Raw genomic sequence first — 18,471 nt, 5'->3', positions numbered from 1 at the left:
GCGTTTGGACAAGCCCGAGTCGGTGTCAGGCGTGGTCGGGGCGCCGAAACCCCGATCATGGGCGCCGACTCAATCCAACGAGGTTGCCGCCGTGGCCATCAGCGTATTCGACCTGTTCAAGATCGGCATCGGGCCGTCCAGCTCGCACACCGTGGGGCCGATGCGCGCCGCCGCGCTGTTCGTCGAGGCGCTGCGCGAGCGCCAGCTGCTGGCGCGGGTGCGACGCATCGAAGTGCGCCTGTACGGCTCGCTGTCGGCCACCGGCGTCGGCCACGGCAGCGACCGTGCGGTGATCATGGGCCTGATGGGCGAGTGGCCGGATCGCATCGACCCGGCGCAAATTGCCCCGCGCATCGCCACGCTGCTCGAGCGCGGCGAGCTGCTGCTCGACGGCCGCCTGCCGATCGCCTTCGACTGGGGGCGCGACATGCGCCTGCTGGAGGAGAACCTGCCCTACCACCCCAACGCCATGACCCTGGTGGCCGAGGGCGAGGGCGGCGAGCTGCATGCCGACACCTACTACTCGGTGGGCGGCGGTTTCGTCGTCGATGCCGCGCAGGCCGCCACCGGCGCGCTGGACCAGGACCACACCGCGCTGCCCTACGATTTCTCCAGCGGCGCCGAGCTGCTGCGCCTGTGCCGCCAGCATGGCCTGCGCGTGTCGCAACTGATGCTAGCCAACGAAAAGGCCTGGCGCAGCGAGGCCGAGATCCGCGCCGGCCTGCTCGGGCTGTGGCAGGCCATGCAGGACTGCGTGGCCAACGGCCTGCGCGAGGAGGGCATCCTCCCCGGTGGGCTGAATGTGCGCCGACGCGCGGCCAAGCTGCACCGCAGCCTGCAGGAGCTGGGCAAGCCCAACGTGATCGGCAGCACCATGAGCGCCATGGAATGGGTCAACCTCTACGCCCTGGCGGTCAACGAGGAGAACGCCGCCGGCGGGCGCATGGTCACCGCGCCGACCAACGGCGCGGCGGGGATCATCCCGGCGGTGCTGCATTACTACATGCGCTTCAATCCGGATGCCAGCGACGCCGGCGTGGTCGACTTCCTGCTGGCCGCCGCCGCGGTGGGCATCCTGTGCAAGAAGAACGCCTCGATCTCCGGCGCCGAAGTCGGCTGCCAGGGCGAGGTGGGCTCGGCCTGCGCCATGGCCGCGGCGGGTTTGGCCGAAGTGCTCGGCGCCAGCCCCGAGCAGCTGGAGAACGCCGCCGAGATCGGCCTGGAGCACAACCTGGGGCTGACCTGCGACCCGGTCGGCGGGCTGGTGCAGGTGCCGTGCATCGAGCGCAACGCGATCGCCGCGGTGAAGGCGATCAACGCGGCGCAGATGGCTCTGCGCGGCGACGGCGAGCACCACATCTCGCTGGACCGGGTGATTCGCACCATGCGTGACACCGGCGCCGACATGCACGACAAGTACAAGGAAACCTCGCGTGGCGGCCTGGCGGTCAGCGCCATCGAATGCTGAACCGTGCTGGTGCGCCGGCCAGGGGTTGGCGAGTCGCGGTGCCGGCTTTTGGTGCGAACGGTAATTGCGGAAATGGCTGAAAAGTGACTTACTGGTCTCTGCTGTTACCGCCTGGCCGTTACACCGGCCAGGGCCTGGCGTAGCGCTCGCCACGCAGAGTGCTACCGAAATGCTCAAGGCCCCGTGCCAAGGGGCCTGCGAGCCTGTTCAGGAGGTTCGTCGACAGCCTGGAAAAGCCCGCCGGATGCGCCCTGCATCGACGGCGATATTTTTATTGAACGCTCAATCAATTTAGGCATGCTCTTTGCCTAAGCATGGATAGCTGACTGGTTCCTACGACCAGCGTCATAACAACAATGGAAGCTCGCTCAGTCGGGCTTCTCACCGTGCTTAGCGTGAGGGTTTCATCGATGTCGCAGTTCGCCCCGGGGGCCCAGCCCCAGAACCGTGTCGCCCAGTCCATCGGCTTCCTGCTGCTGGACAACTTCACCCTGATCTCCCTCGCCTCGGCAGTGGAACCCCTGCGCATGGCCAACCAGCTGTCCGGCAAGGAGCTGTACCGCTGGCACACCCTGACCCACGACGGCCAGCCGGTCAGCGCCAGCGACGGCCTGAAGATCACCCCGGACGCGGCGCTGGACAACGCGCCGGCGCTGGACGCGGTGATCGTCTGCGGCGGCATCGACATCCAGCACAGCGTCCGGCGCGAGCACATCTGCTGGCTGCAGAAGCAGGCGCGCCAGGGCCGCCAGCTCGGCGCGGTGTGCACCGGCAGCTGGGCGCTGGCCAAGGCCGGTCTGCTCGACGGCTACGACTGCAGCGTGCACTGGGAATGCCTGGCCTCGATGCAGGAAGCCTTCCCCCGCGCCGCCATCACCACCCGCCTGTTCTCCATCGACCGCAACCGCAATACCTCGTCCGGCGGCACCGCGCCGATGGACATGATGCTGCACCTGATCGGCCAGCAGCATGGCCGCGAACTGGCGGCCGGCATCTCCGAGATGTTCATCTACGAGCGCATCCGCAACGAGCAGGATCACCAGCGCGTGCCACTCAAGCACATGCTCGGCAGCAACCAGCCCAAGCTGCAGGAAATCGTCGCGCTGATGGAGGCCAACCTGGAGGAGCCCATCGACCTCGACGAGCTGGCCTGCTTCGTCGACATCTCGCGGCGCCAGCTCGAGCGCCTGTTCCAGAAGTACCTGCACTGCTCGCCGTCGCGCTATTACCTCAAGCTGCGCCTGATCCGTGCGCGCCAGTTGCTCAAGCAGACCAGCATGTCGATCATCGAGGTGGCCTCGGTGTGCGGCTTCGTCTCCACCCCGCACTTCTCCAAGTGCTACCGCGAGTACTTCGGCATTCCGCCGCGCGACGAGCGCGCCGGCCAGCAGGGCGCCAACCTGGTGATGCTGCTGCCGATCCCCGAGCAGCAGGGCAATTCCAGCGCCGGGCTGGCGCTCAACCGCGCCCAGGGCGAGTCGACCTTCGCCAGCGTGCGCCTGCTGTAAGGCGCCGCAGCAAGGTCAACGGGGCGCCAGTGGCGCCCCGTTTTATTTGGCGTCGCGGCTAAAGCCGCCTGCCCGGGTGTAGGGTGGGCTTTAGCCCACCACCCTGTGGCCTTCTGGCTTCACCGTCACCCTTGTGGATTTTGGTTGACCCCATCCATATGTGCCTTGGTGGGCTGAAGCCCACCCTACGGCGCACCCTCCGCGCGGAGGGTGCGACGCGGGATCGATCAAGCCGAAGCCGGCTTCGGCACCAGCGCCGGCAGCAGATGGCGGCTGATCGCCTCGCGCACGTTGGGCAGCAGGGTGGCGCTGCCGCCGAGCAGTTCCTCCACCAGGCGGCGCAGGGCCACGGCGCGTTCCGGGCTGAGGCCGCTGACGGCCAGCTCGCAGGCCTGCTCGGCGCTGGCGCCGGCGGGAATGCTCAGGCCCAGGGCCACCAGGCGTTCGCGGAAGTCTTCCTGGTCGATCAGGTCGGCATGCATCATGGTCGTGGCTCCTGGGCTTGGGGCGTCAACGTAGGACGCCTTCCTCGATAAGTAGTTTGAAGATAGCCTCGGCGCCGTCCTGCGGCGAGACATCCTTGAGCACCTGGCCGCCACCGCCGCTGGCCTTGGCGGTGGCCGCCTTCATCCGCTCGGCGCCGCTCTTGGCCTTGATCACCTTGAGCCGCTTCGGGCGCGGCTTGGCCGGCAGCAGGCTGGCTTCGGCCAGCAGCGGGTCGTCCACCACCGCGATTTCATGGGCTTCGATCAGGCCGCGCCGGGCCGGGCCGAAGGCGCTCTGCCGGGCCACCGGGGCGGCGTTGTCGACGCTGGCGACGCAGGGCAGGCGCACCTTGAGCCGGCGCCGCTGGCCGCGCGGCAGAGCCTGCAGCACCTGGGCCACGCCGTTCTCGACCTTTTCCACTTCGGCCAGGCCGACCAGCATCGGCCAGCCCAGGCGCTCGGCCAGGAGGAACGGCAGCATGCCCGAGCCCTCGCCGGTTTCCGCCTGGCTGCCGGTGAGTACCAGCTGCACGCGGCTGCCCTGCAGGTAATCCACCAGCAGCGGCAGGGCGTCGGCGCCGTCGGGCTGCTCGAGCACGTCGAGCTGCTCCAGGCCCATGCCCAGGTAGCCGCGCAGCGCCTCGGCCTGCGGGTCGCCGGCATGCAGCAGCTGCAGCTGCTGCCCGGCCAGGCGCAGGCCCAGTTCCACCGCGCGGGAATCCTGTTCGGCGCGGCGCGGGCGACCGGAGGTCGGGTGGGCGCCGAGCGAGACCAGGGCGACGATATTCAGATCAGTCATGTTGTCCCCGTAGCCCGGATGCAATCCGGGAAAGATGGTGGTGACCCCGGATGTCATCCGGGCTACGCCGCATCACGTTTGCCTTCCTGGCGCCAGGCGGCGACCCGCTCGAGCAGCGCCTTGAGAATCGCCGCCGAATCGCCGATCACCGACAGGTCGGCGCGCTTGATCATGTCGCAGCCGGGGTCCAGGTTCACCGCCACCACCTTGTCGCAGGCGCCGATGCCCTGCAGGTGCTGGATGGCCCCGGAGATGCCCACGGCCATATAGACCCGCGCGGTGACCCAGGTGCCGGTGGCGCCGACCTGGCGGTTGCGCGGCATAAAGCCGTCGTCCACCGCCACCCGCGAGGCACCTTCGGTGGCGCCGAGGGCGACGGCGGCCTGGTGGAACAGCTCCCAGTCCTTCACGCCGTTGCCGCCGGAGAGGATGAACTCGGCCTCGGCCATGGGGATCTGCGCCGGGTCCACGGCCACCGGGCCGAGGTCCTGCAGGCGCGTCAGGCTGTGTGCGACCGGCGCGGCCAGTTCCACCGGGCGCGCCTCGTGACGGGTCTCGCTGACCGGTTCGGCGCACTCGGCGGCGGCCAGGATCAGCCGCGGCAGGGCGCGTTGGATGTCCTGCTGGCCGGCGCCGGCGCGGCCGATGCACTGCTCGTTCGCCACCTGCCAGACGCGGGTGGCCGGGCGCTCGCCGAGCTTGGCGGCCAGGCGCCGGCCCAGTTCGCCGCCGCCCGTGCGGCTGTCCGGCAGCAGCCAGTGGCGCGGGGCGAACTGGCCGTCCACTGCGCTCAGCGCCAGCACCCGGGCTTCCGGGGCGTAACCGTCGAAGGTCTCGCCTGCGATGCGCAGCAGCCGGTCGACGCCGGCGCTGTCGAAGGCGCTTTCCTTGTCCTCGCCGAACAGCACGGCGAGCACCGCACCGCTATCGCCGGCCAGTTGCCGGGCCAGGCCGAGCAGGTCCTTGTCGTGGCTGGACAGGCGGCCGCCGACCATGTCCGGCACCACGGCGATGATATGGCTCGGCTGCTCGACCAGGTGCAGCGGCAGCTGCACCGCGGCGCTGGCCGCGCCGCGCTTCTGCCCGCCGCCCTGCTGGGCGCCGGAGCGGTCGATGCGCTTGATCCCGGCCGGGCCGATAAAGCCGGCGGCGATGGCATGGGGGTTCTTGCGCATCAGGCCGTTGGGGCCCATCCAGCTGGTCTGGTTCTGGCTCTGCATGGCCGCATGCAGCGGGTGCAGGCGGTTGCGCGCGATCCATTCGGCGCGCGGGTCGCGGCGGATGATGTCGCTCATGCCTGGGCCTCCTGGATGCACTGGGATTGTCGTTTCATCACTGCACCTCCGCCAGTTCACGCCTGGCTGCCGGCTTTTTTGCCGCCACCTCGGTGGGCTCGATCAGCACCTCGGCCACCAGTTCGGCGATGTCCTTGATTTCCGGACGCGGGGCGACCACGCCTTCGAGCATCGCGGTGCACTGCGGGCAGCCGACGGCCACCAGTTCGGCGCCGGTCTCCTTGATGTCGACCATGCGCATGTCGGGGATGCGCTGCTTGCCGGGGATGTCGGTGATCGGCGCGCCGCCACCGCCGCCGCAGCAGCGCGAGCGGAAGCCGGAGCGTTCCATTTCCCTGACCTCGATGCCGATGGCCTTGAGCACGGCGCGCGGCGCCTCGTACTCGCCGTTGTAGCGGCCGAGGTAGCAGGGGTCGTGATAGGTCACGCTGCTGGCCTTGCTCTGACCGAGGTTGAGCGAACCCTTGCGCACCAGCTCGTCGATAAAGGTGCTGTGGTGCAGCACCTGGTAATGGCCGCCGAGGGCGCCGTATTCGTTCTTCAGCACATGGAAGCTGTGTGGGTCGCAGCTGACGATGCGCTTGAAGCGGTACTTGCTCAGGGTGGCGATATTGCGTTTGGCCAGGCTCTGGAAGGTCGCCTCGTCGCCGAGGCGGCGGGCCACGTCGCCACTGTCGCGTTCCTCCAGGCCGAGCACGGCGAAGTCGACGTCGGCAGCCTTGAGCACCTTGACGAAGGCGCGCAGGGTGCGCTGATTGCGCATATCGAAGGCGCCGTCGCCGACCCAGAACAGCACGTCGGTCTCTTGCTTGTCGGCGAGCAGCGGCAGGTTGAGGTCGGCCGCCCAGTTCAGCCGGCCGCCGGGGGCGAAACCGCCGGGGTTGTCGGTGGCGATCAGGTTGTCCAGCACCTCGGCGCCCTTGTTCGGGGTTGCCCCCTTCTCGAGCGTGAGATGACGGCGCATATCGACGATGGCATCGACGTGCTCGATCATCATCGGGCATTCCTCGACGCAGGCGCGGCAGGTGGTGCAGGACCACAGGGTCTCGGCATCGACCAGCGCCTTGCCATTGAGGTCGACGATGGGTTGGTGCGGGCCGCCGCTGTGCTCGCCGAGCGGAATGCCGGGGTAGGGGCTGCCGGCGAACTGGGCGTCGTTGCCACCGGCCAGGCCGATGACCATGTCCTGGATGAGTTTCTTCGGGTTCAGCGGCTGGCCGGCGGCGAAGGCCGGGCAGGCCGCCTCGCACTTGCCGCACTGCACGCAGGCATCGAAGCCGAGCAGCTGGTTCCAGGTGAAATCGGTGGGTTTTTCCACCCCCAGCGGCGCCTTGGGGTCGTCCAGATCCAGCGCCTTGAGGCCGGTGGAGCGGCCGCCGCCGAAGCGTTCGGCGCGGCGGTGCCAGGCCAGGTGCAGGGCGCCGGCGAAGGCGTGCTTCATCGGCCCGCCCCAGGTCATGCCGAAGAACAGCTCGGACACGCCCCAGGCCACGCCGACGGCCAGCACGGCGGCCAGAATCCAGCCGCCGAAGTTCTCGGGCAGAATCCCGGCGACCGGCAGGGTGGCGATAAAGAAGCTCGCGGCGAACATCAGCAGGCTCTTCGGCAGGCGCATCCAGGGGCCCTTCGACAGCCGGCTCGGCGGGTTGCGCCGGCGCTTGGCGACGAACAGGGCGCCGACGAACATCAGCACCGTGGCCGCCAGCAGGGCGAAACCGAGGATGCGGTTATGCAGGCCGAAACCGTGCACGAGGATCGCCAGCACGGCGGCCAGGACGAAGCCGCCGGCGGTGGCGACGTGGGTCTTGGACATGTACTTGTCGCGCTCGACCACATGGTGCAGGTCCACCAGGTAGCGGCGCGGCATCTTCAGCAGGCCACCGATCCAGTCGACCTTGGCCGGTCGGCCGCGGCGCCACATGAAGAAGCGCTTGCCGGCACCGAGCACGGCCAGGCCGAGGGCGGCGAACAGCAGGATGGGCAGTAGGGTGTTCAACATCTCGTGGTCTCCTTCGCGGGACCGGAAAACAATGCGACCTGTAGGTTGGCGCTGAGCTGGCGAAGCCCAACGGGGAGCGCGTAGCGCTCCCCGTGTTCGGTCAATGCCGCAGGCCGGTTCTGCGAACCGGATGTTGGGCTTAGTTCCTCAGCGCCAACCTACGTCCGTCCAACCACCGAAGGCGGTGGCTTAAAAGTCCTTGCACAGCCGCAGCGCGTCGTAGATCGCCGCGTGGGTGTTGCGCTGGGCCACGCAGTCGCCGATGCGGAACAGCAGGTAGCCGTCGCCCGACTCGGCCAGGCAGGGCTGCGGCTTGATCGCGAACAGCGCCTCGACGTCGATCTGGCCCTTGTTGCGCGAGCCTTCCTTCAGCGCGTAGTACAGCGACTCGTCCGGACGCACGCCGTTCTCCACCACCACCTGGTCGACCACGCGCTCTTCCTTGGCGCCGGTGTATTCGTTCTCCAGCACCGCCACCAGCTTGTCGCCCTCGCGGTAGACCTTTTCCAGCATCATGTCGCCGGTCATGATCACTTCCTTGGGGTAGATGCTGCGGTAGTAGGTCGGGAAGCTGGTGCCGCCCATGGCCACGCCCGGCTTGATGTCGTCGGTGACGATCTCGACCTGCGAGCCCTTGTCGGCCATGAAGTCGGCCACCGACATGCCGGTGAATTCGCAGATGGTGTCGTAGACCAGCACGTTCTTGCCCGGGGCGACCTTGCCGTCGAGCACGTCCCAGCTGCTCACCACCAGGCCTTCGGCCGCGCCCCAGTGCTCGTTCTGCTCCAGGTACGGATGGCCGCCGTTGGCCAGCACGATGATGTCGGCGCGCATGTCCTGAATGGTCGCCACGTCGGCGGCGGTGCCCAGGCGCAGGTCGACGTTCAGGCGCGCCAGCTCCAGCTGGTACCAGCGGGTGATGCCGGCGATCTGGTCGCGCTGCGGCGCCTTGGAGGCCGTGGTGATCTGCCCGCCGAGGGCATCCTTCTTCTCGAACAGGGTGACGTCGTGGCCGCGCTCGGCGGCGACGCGCGCCGCTTCCATCCCGGCCGGGCCGCCACCGACCACCACCACCTTGCGCTTGGGTCCGGTGGATTTCTCGATGATGTGCGGCACGCCCATATATTCACGGGAAGTCGCGGCGTTCTGGATGCACAGCACGTCCAGACCCTGGTACTGGCGGTCGATGCAGTAGTTGGCGCCGACGCACTGCTTGATCTGGTCGACCTGGCCCATCTTGATCTTGGCGATCAGGTGCGGGTCGGCGATGTGCGCGCGGGTCATGCCGACCATGTCCACGTAGCCGCCTTCGAGGATACGGGTGGCCTGGTTCGGGTCCTTGATGTTCTGCGCGTGCAGCACCGGCACCTTGACCACTTCCTTGATCCCGGCCGCCAGGTGCAGGAAGGGCTCCGGCGGGTAGCTCATATTGGGGATGACGTTGGCCAGGGTGTTGTGGGTGTCGCAACCCGAACCCACCACGCCGATAAAGTCGATCATGCCGGTGGCGTCGTAGTAGGCGGCGATCTGCTTCATGTCCTCGTGGGACAGGCCGTCCGGGTGGAATTCGTCGCCGCAGATGCGCATGCCCACGCAGAAGTCCGGGCCCACCTCGGCGCGCACCGCCTTGAGCACCTCCAGGCCGAACTTCATGCGGCCCTCGAAGGTGCCGCCCCATTCGTCGGTGCGCTTGTTGACCCGCGGGCTCCAGAACTGGTCGATCATGTGCTGGTGCACGGCGGACAGCTCGACGCCGTCCAGGCCGCCTTCCTTGGCCCGGCGTGCGGCCTGGGCGTAGTTGCCGATCACCCGCCAGATCTCTTCCGGCTCGATGGTCTTGCAGGTGGCGCGGTGCACCGGCTCGCGGATGCCCGACGGCGACATCAGGGTCGGCCAGTTGAAGCCGTCCCAGCGCGAGCGGCGCCCCATGTGGGTAATCTGGATCATGATCTTGGCGCCGTGCTTGTGCATGGCGTCGGCCAGATTCTGGAAGTGCGGGATGATGCGGTCGGTGGACAGGTTGACCGAGCTCCACCACTCCTGCGGGCTGTCGATGGCCACCACCGAGGAACCGCCGCAGATGGCCAGGCCGATGCCGCCCTTGGCCTTCTCTTCGTAGTACTTGACGTAGCGCTCGGTGGTCATGCCGCCGTCGGTGGCGTAGACCTCGGCGTGCGCGGTGGACAGCACGCGGTTGCGGATGGTCAGCTTGCCGATCTGGATCGGCTGGAACATTGCTTCGAAGGCCATTACGGCATCCTCACGGTAAGCGCTCTAGCGGTGTGGGAGGCGCTCTAGCGACTCTCCCACGCATTTCTTATGGGTGACTCAGAGTGGCCGGGTGACGAACAGGCCGTCGTCGTGGCCTTCCTCGGCACCGCTGTATTCCTGCACGGTGACGGTGCGGATCGGGCTGCCCTTGGCGGCGAGGATCTGGTCGATGGCGCCGGAGAACCAGCCGGTGAACATGTAGTCGACCTTGCGCCCCACCTTGCCGTACACGTAGACGAAGGCCGAGTGCTTGAGCTTGACCTCGGCGTAGCCGGTTTCCAGGTCGAGCTTCTGCGTTTCGAACAGGCCCCAGCCGCGCTGCGACAGGCGCTTCATGTAGTGCTCGAACACCGCGGCGCCCTCGATGCCGTGGCACTCGGCTTCCTTCTCGCACCAGTGCCAGGCGGACTTGTAGCCGGCCTTGTAGAGGATCTCGGCGTACTTCTCGGCGCCGAGCACTTCCTCGATGCCCATGTGGTTGTTGACGAAGAAATGCCGCGGCATGTAGAGCATCGGCAGGGCGTCGGTGGTCCAGACGCCGGTTTCGTCGTCGACGGCGATGGGCATTTCGGGGGCGTGGGTGGCCATGTGTTCTAGCTCCAGAATTCGATTTGCAGTTGGCGCCGGCCTGTCTCGTAGGTTGGTGCTGAGCTTGCGAAGCCCAACACCCGGTTCGCAGAACCGCCAGCGGCGTTGTCGGTGAACTCGTGGCGCGCTGCGCACGCCTCGTTGGGCCTCGTTCCTCGGCGCCAACCTACGTGGCGCCGAGTAGCGGGATCATTCGCCCCAGACGTCCTTCAGCACGCGCACCCAGTTCTCGCCCATCACCTTGCGCACCACGCGCTCGGGCATGCCGCGCTTGAGCAGGGTCTCGGTGAGGTTGGGGAATTCGCCGACGGTGCGGATGCCCAGCGGGTTGACGATCTTGCCGAAGTTGGTCAGGCGGCGGGCGTAGCCCTTGTCGTGGGTCAGGTACTCGAAGAAGTCCTGGCCGTGGCCCTGGGTGAAGTCGGTGCCGATGCCGATGGCGTCTTCGCCGACCAGGTTCATCACGTACTCGATGGCCTCGGCGTAGTCGTCGATGGTCGAGTCGATGCCCTTGGCCAGGAAGGGGGCGAACATGGTCACGCCGACGAAGCCGCCGTGGTCGGCGATGAACTTCAGCTCTTCGTCGGACTTGTTGCGCGGGTGCTCTTTCAGGCCCGATGGCAGGCAGTGGGAGTAGCACACCGGCTTCTTCGACTCGAGGATGACTTCCTCGGAAGTCTTGGAGCCGACGTGGGACAGGTCGCACATGATGCCGACGCGGTTCATCTCGGCGACGATCTCGCGACCGAAGCCGGACAGGCCGCCGTCGCGCTCGTAGCAGCCGGTGCCGATCAGGTTCTGGGTGTTGTAGCACATCTGCACGATGCCCACGCCGAGCTGCTTGAACACCTCGACGTAGCCGATCTGGTCCTCGAACGCATGGGCGTTCTGGAAGCCGTAGAGGATGCCGGTCTTGCCCTGCTCCTTGGCCTTGCGGATATCGGCGGTGGTGCGCACCGGCATGACCAGGTCGCTGTTATCGCGAATCAGGTTGTTGCTGGCGACTATGTTGTTGACCGTGGCCTGGAACCCTTCCCACACGGACACGGTGCAGTTGGCGGCGGTCAGGCCGCCCTTGCGCATGTCCTCGAACAGTTCGCGGTTCCACTTGGCGATGATCAGACCGTCGATGACGATGCTGTCGGCGTGCAATTCGGCTGGGCTCATCAGGCTTGTCCCCTGGGCGTATGACCGATCCGGAGCGTCGGTGCTTTGGACAGAGCTTATCCCTGGGGGGCGGGGCGACCCGGTGCAAAAACGACTGGGGGTTTGCCGAAAGCGTCAAGCCGAGGTCGCGAACGGATAAGCCGTCGCTCCGCCCGTTACCGCTTGGCCGGATGCAATCCGGGGAATCCGCGGCGCCTGGCCCCGGATTGCATCCGGTCTACGTCGGGTCTAGCCGACCGGCCGCTCATGGCGATCCTGGCTGGGGCTGGCGGCGAAGTGCTGGCGGTAGCAGCGCGAGAAATACGACGCCGAGTCGAAGCCGCAGGCCAGGCCCACCTCCAGCACGCTGAGATCGCTCTGGCGCAGCAGCTGGCGCGCCTTGTCCAGGCGCAAACCGAGGTAGAAGGCCGAAGGCGTGGTGTGCAGGTGGTGGCGGAACAGCCGCTCCAGCTGGCGCACGCTGACCCCGACCTGCTCGGCCAGCTCCTCGCAGGGCAGCGGCTGCTCGCAGTGGCGCTCCATCTCGCCGATCACCCGCACCAGTTTCTTGTTGTGCAGGTCGTAGCGGCTGGCGATCTGCATGCGCTGGTGATCCTGGCGGGTGCGGATGCGCCCGAGCACGAACTGCTCGGAGACCTGCACCGCCAGCGGTTCGCCGTGATCGCGGCCGATCAGCCCGAGCATCAGGTCGAGGCTGCTGGTGCCGCCGGCGCTGGTGATGCGCCGGCCATCGATCTCGAACAGCTCCTGGGTCACCTGCAGCTGCGGGTAGCGCTCGCAGAAGGCGTCGATCGCCTCCCAGTGCAGGGTCAGGCGCTGCTGCTCGAACAGCCCGGCCTCGGCCAGCACGAAGCTGCCGGTGTCGATGGCGCCGAGCACCTTGACCTCGCGTTCGCGGCGTTGCAGCCAATGGGCCAGGCGTTTGTCGTAATACGCCAGGGGCTCGAAACCGGCGACCACGAACAGCGCCTGGACCTCTTCCGGCAGCTCCAGGCCGGCCTCGACGTTGAGCGACATGCCGTTGCTCGCCGCCACCGCCTCGCCGTCCAGGCTGAGCAGGCGCCAGCGGTACAGCTCGCCGCGAAAGCGGTTGGCCACGCGCAGCGGCTCGATGGCCGACATCAGGCCTATCATCGAGAAACCGGGTAGCAGCAGGAAGGCGAAGGTCTGGGTCATGGGCAATCCGCCAGTAGGGTGCCCTCCATTAAGAAGCCAGGCGCCAGCGCCGCGCAAGATAAGGTCGCCATAGGTCAAGCAATGGTCGGCTAAGTGGGAATTTTCCCGCGCAGCGGCGCGTAAGGTGGCTCCATCGGGACCAATCGATCCCGCAACACGGTGGGGGCCGACCGGCCTCTAGAAGAACGAAAGCAAACCGCTGTGACACGATGAGGAGCACCCAGATGAAAGGTCTTACCGCGCTGGCCGCATGCTGCACCCTGAGCTTGTTCAGTTCCTCCCTGCTGGCCGCCGAAGATGCCAGTTGTCAGAAGGCACGTATCGGTCTGGTCGGCTGGACCGACGTGGTCGCCACCACGGCCGTGGCCGCAACTCTGCTCGAAGGCCTGGGCTATCAAACCACCCAGACCCAGGCCTCGCAGCAGATCATCTTTTCCGGCATCGGCAAGAAACAGGTCGACTTCTTCCTTGGCTACTGGAAGCCGCTGATGGACGACAACATCAAGCCGTTCCAGGACAAGGGCGAGGTCAAGGTGCTCGCCGAGCCGGGCCTGAGCGACGGCATCTCCAGCCTGGCGGTGCCCACCTACCTGGCCGAGGCGGGCCTGAGAACCTATGCCGACATCGCCAAGTTCCGTGACCAGCTGGACGGCAAGATCTATGGCATCGACCCGGGCACCGGGGCCAACACCACCATCCAGAAGATGATCGACACCAACCAGTTCGGCCTCGGCGGCTTCAAGCTGGTGGAATCCAGCGAGGCGGCCATGCTCGCGGCGGTCAGTCGCGCGGTCAAGGCCAAGAAGCCGGTGGTGTTCTTCGGCTGGAAGCCGCACCCGATGAACATCAAGATGGACCTGACCTACCTCACCGGCAGCGAGGACGTGTTCGGCGCCGATGAAGGCCTGGCCACGGTATGGACCGTGGTCGCCCCGGACTATGCCCAGCGCTGCCCCAACGTCGACCGCCTGCTCCATAACCTGACCTTCAGCGCCGCCCAGGAAAGCGAGCTGATGGAGCCGATCATGGCCCGCGAGGATGCCAAGGCCGTGGCCCGTCGCTGGCTCAAGGACAATCCGCAGGACCTCGACCGCCTGCTGGCCGGGGTGACCACCTTCGACGGCCAGGACGGCGTGACGGCAGTACGGGCCGCCCTCGACTGAGACGCGCCGCGGCGCCGCCTCCCACTTCAACCATCACCTGCCGTGCGTGCGCCTCTGGCGGCGTACGGCACCCTTTCGCCTCGAATAAGGATGGAGATTCCATGAACTACGAAGTCATCGTCACCTGCGCGGTGACCGGCGCCGGCGACACCGTCGGCAAGCACCCGGCCATCCCGGTCACGCCCAAGGAAATCGCCGCCGCGGCCATCGAGGCAGCCAAGGCCGGCGCCACCGTTGCCCACTGCCATGTGCGCGACCCGCACACCGGCAAGCCGAGCCGCGACGTGGCGCTGTACCGCGAGGTGGTCGAGCGCATCCGCGAGAGCGACACCGACGTGATCATCAACCTCACCGCCGGCATGGGCGGCGACCTGGAAATCGGTCGCGGCGAGCAGCCGCTGGAGTTCGGCGCCGGCACCGACCTGGTCGGTCCGCTGGAGCGCCTGGCGCATGTCGAGGAACTGCTGCCGGAAATCTGCACCCTGGACTGCGGCACCCTGAATTTCGGCGACGGCGACTTCATCTATGTCTCCACCCCGGCGCAGCTGCGTGCCGGCGCCAAACGCATCACCGAGCTGGGCGTGAAGGCCGAGCTGGAAATCTTCGACACCGGCCACCTGTGGTTCGCCAAGCAGCTGCTCAAGGAGGGCCTGCTGGAAGACCCGCTGATCCAGCTGTGCCTGGGCATCCCCTGGGGCGCGCCGGCCGACACCACGACCATGAAGGCCATGGCCGACAACCTGCCGTCGGGCATCACCTGGGCCGGCTTCGGCATCGGCCGCATGCAGATGCCCATGGTCGCTCAGGCCATGCTGCTCGGCGGCAACGTGCGGGTCGGCCTGGAGGACAACATCTGGCTGGATCGCGGCGTGCACGCCAGCAACGGCCAGCTGGTCGAGCGTGCCATCGAGATCATCGAACGCCTCGGCGGCCGCGCCCTGACCCCGGCCGAAGGCCGCGAGAAGATGAAGCTCAAGCGCCGTTGACGATTTTCTCCCCTCTCCCATTGGGAGAGGGGCCGGGGGAGAGGGCCTGTGTGCATCCCCCGAAGCCCGGAGGCAATCCGGGAAAATTTCACCTGCCATGCCCCGGATTGCATCCGGGCTACCGGAGTTCACCATGACCTTCGTTACCGACATCAAGACTTTCGCCGCCCTCGGCACCGGCGTGATCGGCGCCGGCTGGATCGCCCGCGCCCTGGCTCACGGCCTCGACGTGATCGCCTGGGACCCGGCGCCCGGCGCCGAGGCCGCGCTGCGCACGCGCCTGGCCAATGCCTGGCCGGCGCTGCAGAAGCAGGGCCTGGCCCCCGGTGCCTCGCTGGAGCGCCTGCGCTTCGTGGACACCATCGAAGACTGCGTACGCGATGCCGATTTCATCCAGGAGAGCGCGCCCGAGCGCCTCGAGCTCAAGTGCGAGCTGCACGCCAAGATCAGCGCCGCGGCGCGCCCGGATGTGTTAATCGGCTCCAGCACCTCGGGCCTGCTGCCCAGCGAATTCTATGCAGACGCCAAGCATCCCGAGCGCTGCCTGGTCGGCCACCCGTTCAACCCGGTGTATCTGCTGCCGCTGGTGGAGGTGGTGGGCGGCGCGAAGACCGCCCCGGACGCGGTACAGGCTGCCATCGAGGTCTACCAATCGCTGGGCATGCGCCCGCTGCATGTGCGCAAGGAGGTGCCGGGCTTTATCGCCGACCGCCTGCTCGAGGCGCTGTGGCGCGAGGCGCTGCACCTGGTCAACGACGGCGTGGCGAGCACCGGCGAGATCGACGATGCGATCCGTTTCGGCGCCGGCCTGCGCTGGTCGTTCATGGGCAGCTTCCTGACCTATACCCTGGCCGGCGGCCCGGCCGGCATGCGCCACTTCATGGCCCAGTTCGGCCCGGCGCTGAAGCTGCCCTGGACCTATCTGCAGGCGCCGGAGCTGACCGAGGGGCTGATCGATGCGGTGGTCGAGGGCACTGCCGAGCAGCAGGGCGAACGCAGCCTGGATGCCCTGGAGCGCTACCGCGACGATTGCTTGCTGGCGGTGCTGGAGGCGATCCGCCAGACCAAGGCCAGGCATGGTTTCGAGTTCGCCGAGTAACCGCGTCTTTCCGGTGCGTGCGGCGCACCCTACGCGCGCTTAAGCCTGTGCGGGCGCGCCTTGTTTTGTTGGAGCGAGTCCATCCATGTCTGCCCAAGCGCTGAGTACCTACCGTAGCGCCATTCCCCCCGAGTGGGTGGATTACAACGGCCATCTGCGCGATGCCTTCTATCTGCTGATCTTCAGCTACGCCACCGACGCGCTCATGGACCACCTGGGCCTGGACGAGGCGGGGCGTGCCCGCAGCGGCCACACCCTGTACACCCTGGAGTGCCACCTCAACTACCTGGCCGAGGTCAAGCTCGGCGCCGAGGTAGAGGTGCGCACCCAGTTGCTGGCGCATGACGGCAAGCGCCTGCACATCCACCACGGCCTCTACTACCCGGAGGGCGAGGAACTGCTCGCCGCCAGCGAGCAGATGCTGATGAACATCGACACTGCCGGCGGCCGTTCGGCCGCGTTCGACGAGCAGGTGCGGCAACGGCTGCTGGCGTTGGCGCAGGCCCATCGGAGCCTGCCCATACCGCTGCATGTCGGCCGGGTCATAGCCTTGCCCCCGGCCAGGGCCTAGTGCCCGGCCGGCAGGCCAGGATGGCCTGGTGTGCGTCCCCCCATCCCTGACAACAATTTCGCGGGCCAGCATCCCGCAAGGAGACCGCCATGAATGCCGTAGACCCCTCGCTCCAGGCCGCACCCATCGCCGATTGGCGCACCTACCCGATCAGTGCCGATCTGGTCGGCCTCGACGCCACCCGCGACAGCCTGCAGGTCGCCTGGAGCGATGGCCGGGTCAGTCCCTTCCACTACCAGTGGCTGCGCGACAACTGCCCCTGCAGCCAGTGCGTCTACGGCGTGACCCGGGAACAGCTGCTGGAGATCGCCGACGTGGCGGAGGAGCTGGCTCCGCAGCGGACCCGCATCGACGAGCAGGGCCATCTGCTGATCGACTGGCTGGGCGGTCACCACAGCCGCTTCCACCCCGGCTGGCTGCGGGCTCACGCCTATGATTCGGCATCGCGCGAAGAGCGCCAGGCGCAGCGTCCGCAACCGCAGCTGTGGGGCGCCGAACTGGCCGAGCAGTTGCCGCGCTTCGACTACCAGGCGGTGCTCGAGGATGACGCCACCCTGTTGCGCTGGTTGCTGGCGGTGCGCGATCTGGGCCTGACCCAGCTGGTGGCGGTGCCGGCCAGCGAGGGCGTCCTGCTCCGGCTCGCCAAGCGCATTTCCTTCATTCGCGAGAGCAACTTCGGCGTGCTGTTCGACGTGCAGTCCAAGGCCGATGCCGACAGCAACGCCTACACCGCCTTCAACCTGCCGCTGCACACCGACCTGCCGACCCGCGAGCTGCAGCCGGGCCTGCAGTTCCTGCATTGCCTGGTCAACGACGCGACGGGCGGCGAGAGCGTGTTCGTCGACGGGTTCGCCATCGCCGAGGCGCTGCACCAGGAGGCGACCGAGCTGTTCGACATCCTGTGCACGACGCCGGTGGAGTTCCGCAACAAGAGCCGCACCAGCGATTACCGCTGCCTGGCACCGATCATCGCCCTGGATGCCGAGGGGCGGATCGGCGAGGTGCGCATGGCCAACTTCCTGCGCGGCCCGTTCGACGCGCCGGTCGAGCGCATGCCGGCGCTGTATCGTGCCTACCGGCGCTTCATCGCCCTGACCCGCGAGCCACGCTTTCGCCTGCAGCGCCGGCTCGAGGCCGGGCAGCTGTGGTGCTTCGACAATCGGCGGGTGATGCACGCGCGCAGCGAATTCGACCCGGCCAGCGGCGCGCGGCATTTTCAGGGCTGCTATGTCGACCGTGACGAGCTGCTGTCGCGGATCCGCGTGCTGCAGCGCTGATATACCCGAGATGCGCGGCGCTGCAGCGCGCCGCGCATGCCCGGCCTACTTCGGTTTGTAAGCGCAATACCCCGGCCGCGGGCCGACCTTGGGATGATGGCGGCAGGTGTCCGGGCGCTTGTCGTAGACGGTGCACAGGCGCGTCTTGCGATCGAGGAACAGGCAGTCGTTGTTGGACATGCGGGTCAGGGTGAAGATGCCCGACTTCTGGTTGAAGCGCTCGACCACCCCGTCCTTCTGCAGGCGCTTGGCGATGTTCTTCGGCGGCTCGCTGCGCTCGAACTCGTCCACCAGCTCCAGGCGGATCAGGTCGTTCAGGCGTACTTCCACGGGCAGGGTGCAGCAGCTGGACATGCAGCTGTGGCACATGTCGCTGCTGTATTTGGCCCAGGTTTCCAGGCGGTCGAGTTCGGCGGCGGCGATCAGGCGGGGCTTCATCATGGTCGGGTCATGGGCGGTCTGCGCCGCGCGGGTTGGGGGCGGCGATGATAGCGGGCGCGCCGCGTTTGTGAAGCACCGGCTGGCAGTTGGCTACTTTGCGTTGTGCCTGTGACCGCTGTGGCAGTCGTCTCCCTGGGTGTTGGCGAGCGTGCCTCCTATACTGGGCGCACCTCGGCCT

General features: G+C 67.5%; 16 protein-coding genes. 7 read left to right on the top strand and 9 right to left on the bottom strand.

Going from position 1 to position 18,471, the window contains the following annotated elements; all coding sequences use genetic code 11:
- The first annotated feature begins 91 nt into the window (after positions 1–91).
- Together AC1G9C_RS22825 and gbdR are read left to right on the top strand one after the other, a co-directional pair.
- Positions 92–1,468 (top strand): L-serine ammonia-lyase, encoded by a 1,377-nt coding sequence (locus AC1G9C_RS22825; protein WP_480408870.1) that lies wholly within the window; start codon positions 92–94, stop codon positions 1,466–1,468.
- A gap of 410 nt (positions 1,469–1,878) precedes the next feature.
- On the top strand, positions 1,879–2,976 hold the full coding sequence (gbdR, locus tag AC1G9C_RS22820) for a choline metabolism transcriptional regulator GbdR (RefSeq protein ID WP_122109257.1): 1,098 nt from the start codon (positions 1,879–1,881) through the stop codon (positions 2,974–2,976).
- Positions 2,977–3,203: 227 nt separating this feature from the next.
- Here the strand turns inward: gbdR and AC1G9C_RS22815 are convergent, their stop codons facing one another.
- The 8 genes from AC1G9C_RS22815 to AC1G9C_RS22780 form a co-directional block, all read right to left on the bottom strand.
- Positions 3,204–3,461: a hypothetical protein gene (locus AC1G9C_RS22815; protein ID WP_021444237.1), complete on the bottom strand. Its 258-nt coding sequence runs from the start codon at positions 3,459–3,461 to the stop codon at positions 3,204–3,206.
- Positions 3,462–3,486: 25 nt separating this feature from the next.
- On the bottom strand, positions 3,487–4,260 hold the full coding sequence (gene etfB, locus AC1G9C_RS22810; protein ID WP_480408869.1) for an electron transfer flavoprotein subunit beta: 774 nt from the start codon (positions 4,258–4,260) through the stop codon (positions 3,487–3,489).
- Positions 4,261–4,322: 62 nt separating this feature from the next.
- The gene (gene etfA, locus AC1G9C_RS22805; RefSeq protein ID WP_122109255.1) at positions 4,323–5,555 is read right to left on the bottom strand and encodes an electron transfer flavoprotein subunit alpha; all 1,233 of its coding nucleotides are present in this window, start codon (positions 5,553–5,555) and stop codon (positions 4,323–4,325) included.
- A 37-nt stretch (positions 5,556–5,592) separates the two neighbouring features.
- Entirely contained in the window at positions 5,593–7,554 is a 1,962-nt protein-coding gene (gene dgcB / locus AC1G9C_RS22800) for a dimethylglycine demethylation protein DgcB (RefSeq protein ID WP_480408868.1), read from the bottom strand.
- A 189-nt stretch (positions 7,555–7,743) separates the two neighbouring features.
- Positions 7,744–9,804, bottom strand: coding sequence for a dimethylglycine demethylation protein DgcA (dgcA, locus tag AC1G9C_RS22795; RefSeq protein ID WP_480408867.1), 2,061 nt, complete (start codon positions 9,802–9,804; stop codon positions 7,744–7,746).
- A gap of 78 nt (positions 9,805–9,882) precedes the next feature.
- On the bottom strand, positions 9,883–10,413 hold the full coding sequence (locus AC1G9C_RS22790; protein WP_480408866.1) for a DUF5943 domain-containing protein: 531 nt from the start codon (positions 10,411–10,413) through the stop codon (positions 9,883–9,885).
- A gap of 189 nt (positions 10,414–10,602) precedes the next feature.
- Positions 10,603–11,580, bottom strand: coding sequence for a dipeptidase (locus AC1G9C_RS22785; RefSeq protein WP_021442441.1), 978 nt, complete (start codon positions 11,578–11,580; stop codon positions 10,603–10,605).
- A gap of 228 nt (positions 11,581–11,808) precedes the next feature.
- Positions 11,809–12,756 (bottom strand): GlxA family transcriptional regulator, encoded by a 948-nt coding sequence (locus tag AC1G9C_RS22780; protein WP_021442440.1) that lies wholly within the window; start codon positions 12,754–12,756, stop codon positions 11,809–11,811.
- Positions 12,757–12,980: 224 nt separating this feature from the next.
- Here AC1G9C_RS22780 and choX point away from each other — a divergent pair, with 224 nt between their 5' ends.
- The 5 genes from choX to AC1G9C_RS22755 all read left to right on the top strand — a co-directional run bounded on the left by choX (position 12,981) and on the right by AC1G9C_RS22755 (position 17,852).
- On the top strand, positions 12,981–13,919 hold the full coding sequence (gene choX / locus AC1G9C_RS22775) for a choline ABC transporter substrate-binding protein (RefSeq protein ID WP_480408865.1): 939 nt from the start codon (positions 12,981–12,983) through the stop codon (positions 13,917–13,919).
- A 101-nt stretch (positions 13,920–14,020) separates the two neighbouring features.
- Positions 14,021–14,905 carry a 3-dehydrocarnitine:acetyl-CoA trimethylamine transferase CdhC gene (gene cdhC, locus AC1G9C_RS22770; RefSeq protein ID WP_480408864.1) on the top strand — a complete coding sequence of 295 codons (885 nt, stop codon included), beginning with the start codon at positions 14,021–14,023 and terminating at the stop codon, positions 14,903–14,905.
- Between the two features lie 133 nt (positions 14,906–15,038).
- Positions 15,039–16,004 carry an L-carnitine dehydrogenase gene (locus tag AC1G9C_RS22765; protein WP_480408863.1) on the top strand — a complete coding sequence of 322 codons (966 nt, stop codon included), beginning with the start codon at positions 15,039–15,041 and terminating at the stop codon, positions 16,002–16,004.
- Between the two features lie 85 nt (positions 16,005–16,089).
- Positions 16,090–16,575 carry a thioesterase family protein gene (locus AC1G9C_RS22760; RefSeq protein WP_480408862.1) on the top strand — a complete coding sequence of 162 codons (486 nt, stop codon included), beginning with the start codon at positions 16,090–16,092 and terminating at the stop codon, positions 16,573–16,575.
- A gap of 89 nt (positions 16,576–16,664) precedes the next feature.
- Positions 16,665–17,852 (top strand): gamma-butyrobetaine dioxygenase, encoded by a 1,188-nt coding sequence (locus AC1G9C_RS22755; RefSeq protein ID WP_480408861.1) that lies wholly within the window; start codon positions 16,665–16,667, stop codon positions 17,850–17,852.
- A gap of 45 nt (positions 17,853–17,897) precedes the next feature.
- On the opposite strand, the gene AC1G9C_RS22750 is transcribed toward AC1G9C_RS22755, so the two are convergent.
- A complete protein-coding gene (locus AC1G9C_RS22750) occupies positions 17,898–18,293 on the bottom strand; it encodes a YkgJ family cysteine cluster protein (RefSeq protein ID WP_021444462.1) in 396 nt (131 codons plus the stop codon).
- Positions 18,294–18,471: the final 178 nt, after the last annotated feature.

This window comes from Pseudomonas sp. ABa2 (assembly GCF_056676075.1).
The sequence above is the reverse complement of the archived record's forward strand: the minus strand, read 5'-3'. Positions and strand labels throughout refer to the sequence as shown.